The sequence below is a fragment of the Corynebacterium evansiae genome (assembly GCF_027570065.1).
GTDB lineage: Bacteria > Actinomycetota > Actinomycetes > Mycobacteriales > Mycobacteriaceae > Corynebacterium > Corynebacterium evansiae.
Map to the genome: position 1 here is coordinate 281,120 of NZ_JAKMUT010000002.1, position 13,352 is coordinate 294,471.

The 13,352-nt window shown below is 64.0% G+C and carries 13 protein-coding genes; 6 read left to right on the forward strand and 7 right to left on the reverse strand.

Annotated elements, in window-relative coordinates; translation table 11 throughout:
* Positions 1–80: 80 nt before the first annotated feature.
* Genes L8V00_RS03270 through L8V00_RS03280 form a run of 3 tightly spaced genes read left to right on the forward strand, consistent with a single transcriptional unit; the run spans position 81 to position 3,345 of the window.
* A complete protein-coding gene (locus L8V00_RS03270) occupies positions 81–1,124 on the forward strand; it encodes an alpha/beta hydrolase (RefSeq protein ID WP_269944203.1) in 1,044 nt (347 codons plus the stop codon).
* Entirely contained in the window at positions 1,099–2,487 is a 1,389-nt protein-coding gene (gene mtr / locus L8V00_RS03275) for a mycothione reductase (RefSeq protein ID WP_269944204.1), read from the forward strand. Before L8V00_RS03270 ends, mtr begins: the two co-directional genes overlap by 26 nt.
* Positions 2,488–2,505: 18 nt before the next feature.
* Positions 2,506–3,345 carry an SDR family oxidoreductase gene (locus tag L8V00_RS03280; RefSeq protein ID WP_070487652.1) on the forward strand — a complete coding sequence of 280 codons (840 nt, stop codon included), beginning with the start codon at positions 2,506–2,508 and terminating at the stop codon, positions 3,343–3,345.
* Here the strand turns inward: L8V00_RS03280 and L8V00_RS03285 are convergent.
* Positions 3,337–3,972 carry a DUF1648 domain-containing protein gene (locus L8V00_RS03285; protein ID WP_053088985.1) on the reverse strand — a complete coding sequence of 212 codons (636 nt, stop codon included), beginning with the start codon at positions 3,970–3,972 and terminating at the stop codon, positions 3,337–3,339. The genes L8V00_RS03280 and L8V00_RS03285 overlap by 9 nt on opposite strands.
* 160 nt (positions 3,973–4,132) lie before the next feature.
* Here L8V00_RS03285 and L8V00_RS03290 point away from each other — a divergent pair, with 160 nt between their 5' ends.
* Positions 4,133–5,284: an HNH endonuclease signature motif containing protein gene (locus tag L8V00_RS03290; RefSeq protein WP_239317050.1), complete on the forward strand. Its 1,152-nt coding sequence runs from the start codon at positions 4,133–4,135 to the stop codon at positions 5,282–5,284.
* Here the strand turns inward: L8V00_RS03290 and L8V00_RS03295 are convergent.
* From L8V00_RS03295 to L8V00_RS03315, 5 genes are read right to left on the reverse strand one after another with little or no spacing between them, the layout of a single operon-like run.
* Positions 5,281–5,832 (reverse strand): carboxymuconolactone decarboxylase family protein, encoded by a 552-nt coding sequence (locus L8V00_RS03295; protein ID WP_035006035.1) that lies wholly within the window; start codon positions 5,830–5,832, stop codon positions 5,281–5,283. The two genes, L8V00_RS03290 and L8V00_RS03295, sit on opposite strands and share 4 nt — an antisense overlap.
* A gap of 25 nt (positions 5,833–5,857) precedes the next feature.
* Entirely contained in the window at positions 5,858–6,727 is an 870-nt protein-coding gene (map, locus tag L8V00_RS03300) for a type I methionyl aminopeptidase (protein ID WP_035006037.1), read from the reverse strand.
* An 11-nt stretch (positions 6,728–6,738) separates the two neighbouring features.
* Positions 6,739–8,619, reverse strand: a complete 1,881-nt coding sequence (locus L8V00_RS03305) for a penicillin-binding transpeptidase domain-containing protein (RefSeq protein WP_269944205.1) — start codon at positions 8,617–8,619, stop codon at positions 6,739–6,741.
* Between the two features lie 20 nt (positions 8,620–8,639).
* Positions 8,640–9,290 carry a response regulator gene (locus L8V00_RS03310; protein ID WP_239317049.1) on the reverse strand — a complete coding sequence of 217 codons (651 nt, stop codon included), beginning with the start codon at positions 9,288–9,290 and terminating at the stop codon, positions 8,640–8,642.
* Between the two features lie 9 nt (positions 9,291–9,299).
* On the reverse strand, positions 9,300–10,382 hold the full coding sequence (locus tag L8V00_RS03315) for a sensor histidine kinase (RefSeq protein ID WP_269944206.1): 1,083 nt from the start codon (positions 10,380–10,382) through the stop codon (positions 9,300–9,302).
* Positions 10,383–10,536: 154 nt separating this feature from the next.
* Here L8V00_RS03315 and L8V00_RS03320 point away from each other — a divergent pair, with 154 nt between their 5' ends.
* Together L8V00_RS03320 and L8V00_RS03325 are read left to right on the forward strand one after the other, a co-directional pair.
* Positions 10,537–11,418 (forward strand): FtsX-like permease family protein, encoded by an 882-nt coding sequence (locus tag L8V00_RS03320; RefSeq protein WP_239199764.1) that lies wholly within the window; start codon positions 10,537–10,539, stop codon positions 11,416–11,418.
* The gene (locus L8V00_RS03325; RefSeq protein ID WP_269944207.1) at positions 11,415–12,137 is read left to right on the forward strand and encodes an ABC transporter ATP-binding protein; all 723 of its coding nucleotides are present in this window, start codon (positions 11,415–11,417) and stop codon (positions 12,135–12,137) included. The genes L8V00_RS03320 and L8V00_RS03325 overlap by 4 nt, the downstream gene beginning before the upstream one ends.
* Here L8V00_RS03325 and ispG read toward each other — a convergent pair.
* Positions 12,130–13,290 carry a flavodoxin-dependent (E)-4-hydroxy-3-methylbut-2-enyl-diphosphate synthase gene (gene ispG, locus L8V00_RS03330; RefSeq protein ID WP_011273699.1) on the reverse strand — a complete coding sequence of 387 codons (1,161 nt, stop codon included), beginning with the start codon at positions 13,288–13,290 and terminating at the stop codon, positions 12,130–12,132. The two genes, L8V00_RS03325 and ispG, sit on opposite strands and share 8 nt — an antisense overlap.
* Between the last annotated feature and the right edge of the window lie 62 nt (positions 13,291–13,352).

The window sequence follows — 13,352 nt, forward strand, 5'->3', positions numbered from 1 at the left end:
GTTATTGTGTCATATTTACTCTACGCCTATAGGCCAATGTTTCAATGTTCTTTGCCTGTTCGTGGCGCTAGCATGAGTACATGCCTAATAGCCCCGCACTCCCTACCTCCGCCGCCGATCTCAAGTTTGTGCCCGATGAGCTGGGCGAAGGCTTCGGCCAATGCTTCCTCGAGCTGGGCGACGACCCGGATGGCGAGTCCCCCATTCGTTGCACCCTGGTGCGTTACTGCCCGGATGCGCCCGACGATTCCTTTTTCTCTCGCCCCGCCATGCTTTTTGTCCATGGAATGACGGACTATTTCTTTCAGGACCATGTAGCCCGCCATTTTCACGACTCCGGCTTTGCCGTCTATGGCCTGGATCTGCGCAAGTGCGGTCGCTCCTGGCGCGAGGGGCAAACCTGGCATCACGTCAGCGATCAGTCCCTCTACGACGTCGATCTCTCCACCGCCACGTCCCTCCTCGCCGCCGCCCACGCCGCGGTCGTTCCTGTTGGGCACTCGACCGGCGGGTTGGACGTCACAATGTGGGCTCATCGCCTTTTTGACGCCGGTTCCCCCCTCCACAGTTCCATCGCCGCCATCGTTTTGAATTCGCCGTGGTTTGGCCTGCAGTTCAACCCGGCCGTTCGCTTCGTTATCAACCGCGTGCTGCCGGTCGTCCACAAGCTGCGGCCCAACATGCTGCTACCCGGCGGGATCAACCCGACCTACGGCCGGTCCCTGCACGTCACCGAGGCCGGCGAGTGGAATTACAACCTGCGCCTCAAGCCCCTGGAGCCCCGCCCGAAGTATCTGCAGTGGCTCCTGGGCGTGGCTCGCGAAATCCGCCGCCTCCACTCCGGCAAGGGTGACACAGGCGTGCCGACGCTCCTTTTGACCAGCCACACCCATCACTTCTCCAAGAAGCTATCCCGCGAGTCCTACAACGCCGACCTCATCCTCATGCCCAGCCAGATGTGGCAGCAGGCCTCCAATGCCTCTTCCCTGTCCACCACCGTCGTCATCGAGGGCGCGCTTCACGACGTGTTCCTCTCCCGCCCCAAGGTTCGCGACCAAGCCTTCGCCGTCGCCGACGAGTGGCTTAGCGACGTCTTCAATGAAAGGAAGGTTCACCGTGCCTGATTTCGACCTCATCATCGTCGGCACCGGCTCTGGCAACTCCCTGCCCAGCCCCGCCAACGAGCACCAGAAGATCGCCATCGTGGAGAAAGGTACCTTCGGTGGCACCTGCATCAACGTGGGCTGTATCCCGACCAAGATGTTTGTGCACACCGCCGACGTCGCCCGCAGCTTCTCCGAGGCCTCCCGCCTGAGCCTCACCGGCGAGCTTCAGCACGTTGACTGGAAGGATATCCAGCGCCGTGTCTTCACAGACCGCATCGATCCCATCAGCGAGAGCGGCGCCGCCTACCGCGCGGGAGACGAAACCCCGAACATCACCCTCTTCGAAGGCACCGCCCGCTTCGTTGGCCCCCGCACGCTGCAGATCGACGACGGCCCCACCATCACCGGCGCCAACATCGTGCTCGCCACCGGCGGCCGCCCACGCATCCACCCCGCCCTCGCCGACGTGCGCTACCGCACCAACGAGGACATCATGCGCCTGGATGAACTGCCGAAGTCCCTCATCGTCGTCGGCGGCGGCATCGTCGCCGTGGAGTTCGCCGCCATGTTCTCTGGCCTCGGCACGCAGGTTACGCTCATCAATCGCTCGGAGAAGCTGTTGCGGAAGTTGGACGCCGACATCTCCGAAGCCTTCACCACTCAGGCCAAGCAGCAGTGGACGAACCACTTGGGGCGCACCATCACCGCCGCCGAGGAAGCCGACAATGGCCAGATCACCCTCACCCTTGATGACGGAACTACCGTCACCGGCGAGGAGGTTCTCGTTGCGATGGGGCGCGTCAACAATTCGGACACGTTGGACTGCGAAGCGGGTGGCGTCAAAACCCGAGAAGACGGCCTAATCGAGGTCGACGAATACGGCCGCACCAGCGCCGACGGCGTGTGGGCGCTGGGTGATGCGTGCAACGACTTCGAGCTCAAGCACGTCGCCAACGCCGAGGCGCGAGTGGTGGCGCACAACCTGGCTCACCCCGATGGCCTGCGAAAGTTCAACCACGACGTGGTCCCCAGCGGAGTGTTCACGCACCCGCAGATCGGCGTGGTGGGCATGACCGAGCAGGAGGCGCGCGAGACCGGCCGCCCCCTCACCGTCAAGATCCAGAAGTACGGCGACGTGGCCTACGGTTGGGCGATGGAAGACACCACCGGGTTCTGCAAGGTCATCGCCGACCGCAGCACCGGCGAGATCCTCGGCGCGCACATCATCGGGCCGGAGGCTAGCTCTTTGATCCAGTGCTTCGTCACCGCCATGACTTTCGGAATTAATGCCCGCGATTTCGCCGAAAAACAGTATTGGCCCCACCCCGCTCTGACAGAATTGGTCGAGAACGCCCTACTTGGGTTAGATTTCGAAAACTAACAAAGGAGCTTTCTCGCCATGTTTGCAGTAGTCACCGGAGCAGCCTCAGGTATCGGCCGGGAGGTGGCACTGCAACTGGCCGAACGTGGCTATGCAGTGGCCGTCAGCGACCGCGACGCGGAAGGCCTGGCCGCTACTGCCAAAGACATCACCTCCCGCGGAGGTACCGTCGCCGACCAACGCACCGTGGACGTAACCGACGTGGAAGCAGTGAAAGCCTGGGCAGACGACGTGGTCGCTACCCACGGCGCCCCGGACCAGGTACACCACGTGGCCGGCATCGCCATCTGGGGTGACGTGCGCCAGATGCCCCACGAAAAGTGGCAGCGCGTGATCGATGTGAACCTGATGGGTTCCGTGCACATGGTGGAGGCCTTCGCGCCCAAGATGATGGAGGACCAGCCTGTGCGCCGGCGCCGCCGCGACCGCCGGAAGCTGGTGTTCGTCTCGTCCGCCGCGGGCATCATCGGCCTGCCGTGGCACGCGGCCTATTCCGCCTCCAAGGGTGGCGTGCTGGGCATGTGCGAGGTGCTGCGCTTCGACCTGGCACCCTTCGGCGTGGACGTGCACGCCGTCGCCCCGGGAGCGGTGGACACTCCCCTGGTTCGCACCATCGACATCCACGGCGTGGATCGCTCCAAGAAGCGCATCCAGAAGGCAACTTCGCTGTTCCAGGGCCACGCCGTAAGCCCCGCCAAGGCGGCTCAAAAAATTTTGAAGGGCGTGGATAAGGGCAAGTACCTCATCAACACCAGCGGGGACATCCCTGTTGCCCGGTGGGCGCAAGTCAACGCCCCGTGGGCCTACAAGGGCGTGATGAAGGCGCTTAACGCTGGGTTCCGATGGGCGTCAAAGTAAGAAGGGCAACGAGATAGATCCGAGCAACACCAGAACGACAAAGATGCCGAACACCTTGCCCTGCCAGTGGGCATAGTTGAAGTCCACGCCCACCCCGACCCGCTTGTCGACCAGCACGGCCGGATCGTCCGGGTTGTAGTAGAACATGCCCCACTTGTAGTGCTCGTCGTTGTCCGTGCTCGGGCTCGTGGTGTTGTTCTGCTTCCTCGCCAACGCCACAACCATCGCGAGGCTAGACCCTAGCACCAGCACCAGCGAACCGACCATGACTGGAGCTACCCAGTTCGTGTGCAGTACGGTCACGACCTGCAGGCTGGCGAACATGATGGCCAGCGTAAGGTTCATCACGGCTAGCCACATCGCCGTGTAACCATGCGAGGGCTTCCAACGCAGTATCGCCGCAGCTATCAGCACGAAAGACAGCACCAATACCGCACCAAATATCGTCGGTAGGAATACCGACCCCACGGTCTTGTCACTCCAGCTGTCCGGCTCGAAGCGAGTACCAAAGTGGGTCGCGAAGCGCTCCGGAATGTCCTCCCACCGCGCGGCCACGTACCCGGCCGCCAGGCTAAGCAGCGCCAGCGCCGCCCAAATGAGCGCCCACGTGCGGTTTGCTGTTCTCATCGGTGTTCCTCAAAATTTTTCTGGTGCCAGGTGTTCGATTAATTCTACTTCTGTGCAAGGGGGTTGTCCGAGGCGGCTTATATACTGCACGCACAAGCCGGGAAAAATTTTTTGGCTACACCACAAAACCACCTCCGAACAGGCAATAAGGGGAAAGACCATGTTCGAGCATTCCACCACCACACCCTGCTGGCGCATCACCGACCCGAACGATCCACTAAGCGCAGCCGCGTGCGAAGTTAACCGCGGGCACGTGAACCTCGCCGTGGCCTGCACGCCCGAGATGAACGATTGCGTCATCGACGTATCCACCCGCCTGGCCGTGCGCCTGGGGCTAACGGAGTACCGCGCGCTCACGCTAGTCGAGATCGGCCACATGTTCCGCCGCTTCCCTAGCATCCTCGAGCTGGCCCGCACCGGCGCTTACTCGCTTGACCTGCTCCGATGCATGGCCGAATGCCTCAGCCCCGTCAAAGAAGACGTCCCCGAAATCTTCGAGGAAAAAATTTTTAAGGCCATCTCCCCGACCGTCCCGAACCAGGCCATGCTGGCCAGAGCAACCATCCGCAGCCGGATTGAGCAAGTGATTCGCAAGCACGATCCACAAGCGCTGCCGGAGGAGCCGAAGGATGCGGATACGGGTTCTTCCGCACGCCTCGACATCGACGATCGGCCCGATACCACCACTGTTTTCTTCTTGACGCTACCTAAGCTCGAGGGGCTCGAGATGCTCAAAGCGGTCAACAGTGTGGCCAAGAGCAATTCCTGCTCCCGCGCCGAGGCGCTGATGCAGCTCGTGCGCAGGCAGACCACGGCGGAGGTAACGCTGAACCTGTACCGCAGTGTGGACGAACCGGACTCGCAGATCTGGGCTGCAGGGGGCTGGCTCAGCTCGCTGGCCACGCCGGAGTGGATGAAACGGGTGACGCACGTCCAGATCCCGGGAGCCGCGAGCAACGAGGGCTACTCCCCTACACCCCTGGTGCGCGCTGGCGTGGAAGGCCGCGACGGGACGTGCCGCTTCCCTGGCTGCTCGGTGCCCGCGCACAAGTGCCAGTTGGATCACGTGCAGCGCTACGACCATGAAAATCCGCAGGCAGGAGGGCCTACGGCCACGTCAAATCTCCACTGCCTTTGCGCCAAGCACCACAATGCGAAGACGACTGGCTCCTGGGACGTCACCATCCACCCGAACGGCAACGAGACCTGGACCAGCCACGGCGACGGGCACACCGTCATGACGGCACCCAACGGGCCGCTGGGGCGGGAAACCTTCGCCCAGCGCGCGGCGAATCGCAGGAGGGTTGCCTAACGCGGCTCGTCTACTGGGACTCCCATGACGTCCAACGCTGTGGCCAGGCCGTCGTAGTTGGTGACCAACATGACGAACGCGACCTGCTCGCGTTCGCTCAGCAGATCCCGCAGCCGCTGAGCCATGTCGGCGGAAAGCCCACGGTCGCGGACGAGCTGCTCGGCGGCGTCCAGCAAGGTGCCGTGGCGACCGGTGCGGCCGTGGTCGGGCTGGAATAGGGCGTCAATATCCTTGACCCCAACCTTTGCCGCGAGGGCACGGTGCTGGTCGGCTTCGTAGGCGCTGCCGCGCAGATAGGCGACGCGCAGGATGATCATTTCGGTTTCGACGCGCGAGAGGTAGCCGAAGGGCATCATCGAGCCGCCGTAAAGCAGCCAAAAGAAGAACAAGCGCGGGGCGCGGCCGATGGTGGCGAACACTCCGAGGTTCTTCTTTTTGGTCACGCGGGCGCCCACGCGCGTGGCGAAGGCGCCGAACGGGCCGAGGCGGCGCAGGTGTTCAGAACGTTGAGCGGGGCCGGGACCCAGCGGTGTAGTTTTGTCTCCCATACTTTTGGGAGGTTAGTCGGTCGAGCTAGTCCTCGCTGGGAATTGTCAGAACCTCGTAGCCGTCTTCGGTGACGACCAGGGTGTGCTCGAACTGCGCGGTCCACTGGCGGTCCTTGGTTTGGACAGTCCAGTCGTCATCCCAGACCTCGTAGTCGAGGCCGCCGAGGTTGATCATCGGCTCGATGGTCAGGGTCATGCCCGGCTCGAGCAGGTCGGTGTACATGGTCGGGCGGTCGTAGTGCAGCACGACGAGACCGTTGTGGAAGGTCGGACCAACGCCGTGGCCGGTGAAGTCCTCCACGACGTTGTAGCCGAAGCGCTTTGCGTAGCTTTCGATCACGCGGCCGATGACGTTGATCTGCCGACCGGGCTTCACGGCCTTGATGCCGCGCCACATCGCCTTCTCGGTGCGCTCGACCAGCAGGCGGTGCTCCTCGGAGACGTCGCCAGCCAGGAAGGTCGCGTTGGTGTCGCCGTGCACGCCGTTCTTGTAGGCGGTGATGTCGATGTTGACGATGTCGCCGTCCTGGATCACGGTGCTGTCGGGGATGCCGTGGCAGATGATCTCGTTGAGGCTTACGCAGCTGGACTTCGGGAAGTGCCGGTAGCCAAGCGTGGAGGGGTAAGCGCCGTGGTCGCACATGTACTCGTGCGCCACGCGGTCGACCTCATCGGTAGTCACGCCGGGGGCGACGGCGGCGCCGGCGGCCTGCAGGGCATCGGCGGCGATGCGGCTGGCCTCGCGCATCTTCTCGATGGTCTCGGGAGTCTGCACCCACGGCTCGCCCACGTTCTCCTGCACACTGTCCTTCCAGGCGTACTCCGGCCTTTCGATGTGAGCCGGGACGGAGCGGATGGGCGTGGGGTTACCGGGGGTCAATGGTGCTCGAGTCATGGCTCCCTATCTTACTCTTGACGCCCTTCCGCCTCCGCGTCTGGGCCATCCAGGTTCTTGAAGAAGTCGGCGGTCACGGAAGTAGCGTGCTCGGAGCCGCCGCCAAGGACAATGAGGGTGGCAAAGGCCAGGTCGCCGCGGTATCCGGCGAGCCAGCTGTGGGAACCCTCGTTAATTTCGGCTTCACCGGTCTTGGCATAGACCTCGCCGGCGCCGGCGACACCGGAGCCCGAGCCGTTGGTGACCACGGCGCGCATCATGCGGCGGAGTTCCCCGATAGCCTTCGGATCCAGCTTCTTCTTGGCGTCCTTCTTGGCCTCGTCGTTCTTGGCTTCGGTGTTGTGGTTCTCGCCGGCGATGAGGTACGGGGTGGGCGCCTTGCCGGCTGCCACGGCGGAAGCGACCAGGGCCATGCCGAAGGGGCTGGCGAGGTCGAGGCCCTGGCCATAGCCGGCCTCGGTGCGGTCGAGCATCGTCTCGCCCTCGGGTACGGCGCCGGTGATGGTCTCCAGCCCCTCGATGTCATAGTCGGCGCCTAGGCCGAACTGCGCGGAGATGTCCTTCAGTTCGCCCGGCTTCAGCTTGGTGGAGATGTCCGCGAAGGTGGTGTTGCACGACTTGGCGAAGGCATTCTCCAACGGGGTGTTGCCCAGCGAGAAGCCGTTGTAGTTGGTGACGATGCGCCCGCCGATGTCCTGCGTGCCGGGGCAGCCGACGATCGAATCCGGGCTAAGCCCCTGCTTCTGCAGGCCCGCGTATGCGGTGAGCATCTTGAACGTCGAGCCCGGCGGGTACTGGCCCATCAGGGCAACGTTGCCGTCCTCGTCGGCCTTCTCAGACTGGGCGACCGCCAGCACTTCGCCGGTCGAGGGGCGCATGACCACCATCATCGTCTTGGCGTCGGCTCGGGTATCCACGGCCTTCTGGGCGGCCTCCTGGACCTTGCGGGACAGGGATACGCGCACACTCGGGGAAGACTTCGGATCCTCGCCGCCAACCTTGGCCACCTCGTTGCCCTCGCTGGTGGCGGCGACGACCTTCCAGCCAGCCTCGCCCTGCAGGTCCTTCTCCACGACTCCCCTGACGCGCGCCATGATGTCGGGGGCGAAGGAGGGGTCGGGGCGCACAAGGGCGGGTTCCTCATTCAGGCGTACGCCTTCGACGTTGCCGAGGGCGCCCTGCAGGCGCTTGCCCTGGGCCTGGTTGACGGTCAGTACGGAGTACTCCCCGTCCACATCGGTGGCCTCCTTGGCCTTCTCCACCGGGTCGATGCGGGGCACGGACTTATCGCCGCCCCGTAGCGCATCCAGCTCGCCGGCGATGCGCCGCATGGTCCCCTGGACGCTGGAAACCTTGTTCGGATCGACGAGGACGCGATACTGGGTACCTGGCTCCAGCAGCACCGCGCCATCGGAGCCCACCACGTTGGCGACGGTGGCGGGAACGCTGCGCAGCTCCAGGTGCTGGTTGGCGCCCAGCTCCGGGTGTAACACGGCGGGCTGCCAGCGCACGGACCAATCGTCGCCGGTGCGGGTGAGGTTCATCGAGGAGTCATAGGAAAACTCGCGGTCGCCCGGCAGGTCCCAGCGCATCGAATACTGCGCGGTGGCCTGATTGTCCTGAGTATTAACGTTCTTCAGTTCCGTATGCAGGCCCTCGGCCTGCAGAGACTGCCACGCCTTCTCGATGGCCTGGGTTGCCTTGTCAGGGTTATCGGTCTCCCCTCCGGCCTGCGAGGCTTCACCCGGGTTGGAAAGGGCGGCGAGGAAGGCCTGGGCGGCGTCATCAGCAACATCGGGTTTCGGCGTACAAGCCGCAGCGCCCAGCACCAGGCCAGCCGTCGTGACGGCCGCGGTGATGCTCCGGCGAGGGGTCCAAGAGGTGGTGCGCATAGGCACAGAGAGTAACAGGATTAATCGATGATTCCGCGTTCCCTCGCCACGGCGACGGCAGCTGTTCTGTTTTTCACATTCAGCTTGGAGAAAACGTGTGCCATGTGGGACTTCACGGTCGCCTCGGTGAGGATGAGGTCCTTCGCGATTGCCCGGTTGGACTTGCCTTGGCTGGCGAGCACAAGGACCTCCTGCTCGCGATTGGTCAGCGACTCGAAGGGATTGGCCAGCCGGCCGCGGAGCTTGCCCATGATGTTCTTGTTCATCACCGTCTGCCCGCGGGCAGCCTGGCGGATGCCCTCGGCCAACTCGTCGGGGGCGCAGTCCTTGAGCAGATAGCCGACCGCGCCGGCGGAAATGGCTCCCAGGACGTCACTGTCGGTGGAATAGTTCGTCAGGATCAGCACCTGCGGAGCGGGCTTGCGCTTGCGGATCGCGCGGGTGGCGCGCACTCCCCCGGATTCAGCGCCCTCGCTGCCGGGGCCTTCCCCGAAGCGCAGATCCATGAGCACCACGTCGGGCTGTTCCTCGGCGCAGATGGCGACGGCGCGGTCGGGGTCGCCCACGGAGGCCACGATCTCCACGTCCCCCGTTCCGCGCAGCATCGCCTCGATCCCGGCGCGAACCACGGGGTGATCGTCGCAGATCAGGACACGTAGCTGGTCTGGCACTTCTAACTCCTAACGAATCGGCACCTGGATGGATACACCACAGCCGGCGCCCGGCGAGCTTTCCACGTGCATGGTCGCGCCGATGAGGTTGGCGCGGCGCCGCACGCCCGCCAGACCGACCGGCGACAGGCTCATCTTGTCGGCGGCGATCTTACTGACTAGTTCTTCGTCCATGCCCCGGCCGTTGTCCACGACGTCGAGGCTGAGAAGGTCGCTCTGGTAGGTCAAGGTGACCCGGGCGCGCGTGGCCTCCGAGTGCTTCACCACGTTGGAGACAAGGGACTGCGCGATGCGGGTGAGCTCCTGCTCCACCTTTTCGTCCAGGTCATAGGGCTCGCCCTCGACCTCGAAGCTCAAGGCCTCGCCCAGTGGGGTGCCGGAGCTTACGCGCGCCAGGGCTATTGGCAGGTCGCCGCCGACCAACGGGCCGGGCTGCAGTGCGGCGATGATGCGTCGGGTTTCGGCCAGGTTGTCCTCGGCGGTGGTGCGGGCAAGGCGCAGGTCCTCCAGAACCTCCGGGTCCTCCACCCGCTTTTCTACGGCCTGCAGGATCATGTGGATGGAGCTTAGCCCTTGCGCGATGGTGTCGTGGATCTCCCCGGCCAGGCGCGTGCGCTCTCCCATTTCGCCTGCGTGGCGGCTGGCTACCTCGCGAGCACTAGCTTCGTCGCGCAGCTCCTTAAAGCCCACGCCGACGACGGTGGCGACCACGGCGGCGACGATCGGCCCCAGTGCCTCTCCACCCTGATAGACCGACAGGATGGTCACCACCGCGTTACACACGATCGCCGGCCACAGGGGCAGCACGCCGACGCACAGGAAGAACAGCGCGAATGCCATGAAAACGGCGCTCGGGGCGACCAGCAACAGGCACGCCCAGGTGGCGATGACCAACGTCAGCCACAGCCAGGTGGGGCGCAGCCACAGGCCCATGACGTAGATGAAGCACAGGGCCACCGCGTTCCAGGACCAGCCGTCCCTGATGACGGTCACGGCCATCAGCAGGGCCATCAGCAGGTGGAGCCCCAGACCCAGGTAAGCCCAGGCGCGGTTCAGCGCAACGACTTTGTTCGACTTGGCTTTGTGCATCATGATCGCTCCCAAGTCTAGTGGCCGAAAGGTGCTGCCCGCCTCCACCAAAAGTATGAGGCAAAGACTACTCCTTAGCCCGATGTGTTCCTTCTATAACGCGCGAAGAATAAGAACCATGCTAAGTAATAAGTCGTTAACCCCGGTCCGGGGATTCATGTTTCAAGGGATCCGCGAGCTGCGCGTATCCCGTGGCAAGACGGCGCTCATCATCACCACCGTCCTGCTCATCACCGCAATGGTCACGCTCCTGAGCTCCCTGTCGGCAGGCCTGAGCTACCAGTCCGCCTCCGCCTTGGAGCACAAGGTCGGAAGCGATCGCCAACTCGTGCTGAACGATACCGGCGGCACTGTGAACTTGAGTACTGGTTCTCTTACTGACGCCCAAGTCAGCGAGGTCAAGAGCCGTGGCGGAGAGGTCGTCACGATGGCCCGCTCGAAGGATGAGGAGGGTCAGGCCTTCATCGCAATGTCCGACAACGGCCACAAGCCCAGCGAGGACCTCTACCTCGAGCACCAGCCCATCCACTGGATGAGCACCGGCGAGGTGGAGAACCTGCCCGGAGCCTCCACCTTCGGCGTGGTTGCCGAGGATGCCAAACCGATAGACGGCGCAGTCATGCTGAAGGGCAAGAACGCCCTGGATGCCAGTGCCTCCTACAAGGGCGAGCAGTCCTCCCTGAACCTCATGATCGTCCTCCTCTACGTAATCTCCGCTCTGGTGCTGGGAGCGTTCTTCACCGTGTGGACGATGCAGCGCCTGCGCGGCGTGGCCATCACCGTGGCACTCGGCGGCACGCGCTCCAGCATCCTGAGCGACGCGGTCGGGCAGGCTCTGGTCGTGCTCTTCGTTGGCATTGCCGCAGGCACCCTGCTCACCGTCGGCGTCGGCGGATTCATGGAAGGCATCCCCATGGAGGTCGCCGCCAACACCACCCTCGTCCCGGCCGCCATCCTGCTGGCCGCAGGCCTGCTCGGCGCCGGCCTGTCCATCATCCCCGTAATGAAGGTCGATCCGCGAAAGGCAATGAACTCATGATTTTCCCAGCACTCGAAGTAAAGAACATTTCCCTCGAGATCACCGACGGAACCACCAAGCGCAACCTGCTGACGGACGTCAGCTTCAACGTGGACCCCGGCGAGGTCGTAGGCATCACCGGCCCCTCCGGTTCCGGTAAGTCCACCCTGCTGTCCATCATCGGCTGCCTGGAGACCGCCACCTCCGGCTCCGCCACCCTGCACGGCGCGGACACCCTAGAGCTCGGCACCGTCTCCGGCCGCCAGGCCGCGGAGATCCGTCGCCGTCACCTGGGTATTGTGTTCCAACAGCCGAACCTGCTGCCGGCACTGACAGCCAAGGAACAGCTCATGGTGATGAGCCGTCTGGATAAGCCATTCGGCATCAGCGGCAAGACGTGGCGTCAACAAGAAGAAAAGGCCGAGCGCCTGCTCAAGGAAGTGGGGCTGGAAGGGCGAGAAAATGCGAAGGTCTCCGAGCTCTCCGGCGGCCAGCAGGCGCGCGTGAACCTGGCGCGCGCCCTGATGAACGATCCGGCACTGCTGCTGGTCGACGAGCCGACCGCGGCGCTGGATACCGCCAACGCGCAGCGCGTCACCGAGCTGATCGTGGACCTGGCCCGCGAACGCAACACGCCGGTACTGTACGTCTCCCACGACCAGGAGCAACTTGCCACGCTGGACCGCCGCATCGAGCTGGTAGACGGCAAGGCCAACGAGGCAGAGCTGGCGACTACTTAGTCACCCGCACCTCGGCCTTCTGGCCCTCGACGGCCTCCAGGCCCTCCTCCTCGGCGATGCGCATAGCTTCCTCGATGAGGGTTTCCACAATCTGGTCTTCCGGCACGGTCTTGATGACCTCGCCCTTGACGAAAATCTGGCCCTTGCCGTTGCCGGAGGCCACGCCCAGGTCGGCATCGCGCGCCTCGCCCGGGCCATTCACCACACAACCCATGACGGCCACGCGCAGCGGGAACTCCATGCCCTCCAGCCCCGCGGTGACCTCGTCGGCCAGCTTGTACACATCCACCTGCGCGCGACCACAGGAGGGGCAAGACACGATCTCGAGCTTGCGCGGGCGCAGGTTCAGCGACTGCAGGATCTGGTCGCCGACCTTGATCTCCTCCACCGGATCGGCGGACAGGGACACACGGATCGTGTCGCCGATGCCCTCGGCCAGCAGGGCTCCGAAAGCCACGGAGGACTTGATGGTGCCCTGGAAGGCCGGGCCGGCCTCCGTGACACCCAAGTGCAGCGGGTAATCCGACTGGGCGGCGAGCTGGCGGTAGGCCTCCACCATCACGACCGGGTCGTTGTGCTTCACAGAAATGGCGATGTCGCCGTAACCGTGCTCTTCGAACAGGCTGGCCTCCCACAGCGCGGATTCAACCAGCGCCTCGGGCGTGGCCTTCCCATACTTCTCCATGATGCGCTTATCCAGTGAACCGGCATTGACGCCAATACGGATCGGAATGCCCGCATCCCCGGCGGCCTTCGCAACTTCCTTGACTCGGCCGTCGAACTCCTTGATGTTGCCGGGGTTCACGCGCACCGCCGCGCAGCCGGCGTCGATGGCGCTGAAGATGTATTTCGGCTGGAAGTGAATGTCCGCGATCACCGGGATCGGGGACTTCGCGGCGATCGCGGGCAGGGCCTCGGCATCCACCGTCTTCGGGCAGGCCACGCGGACGATGTCGCAGCCGGAGGCGGTCAGCTGGGCGATCTGCTGCAGAGTCGCATTAACATCGTGCGTCTTCGTGGTGGTCATCGACTGCACCGAAATCGGGTGGTCACTACCGACCCCTACCCCGCCGACCATCAGTTGGCGGGTCTTGCGCCGCGGAGCCAGCACCGGAGGCGGACCGTCGGGGATACCCAGGGAAATACCAGACATGTACGAAGACAACCTTTCAGTCGTGAATGCCGTTCAAACTCCCACCAATTCTACGCGCCGTT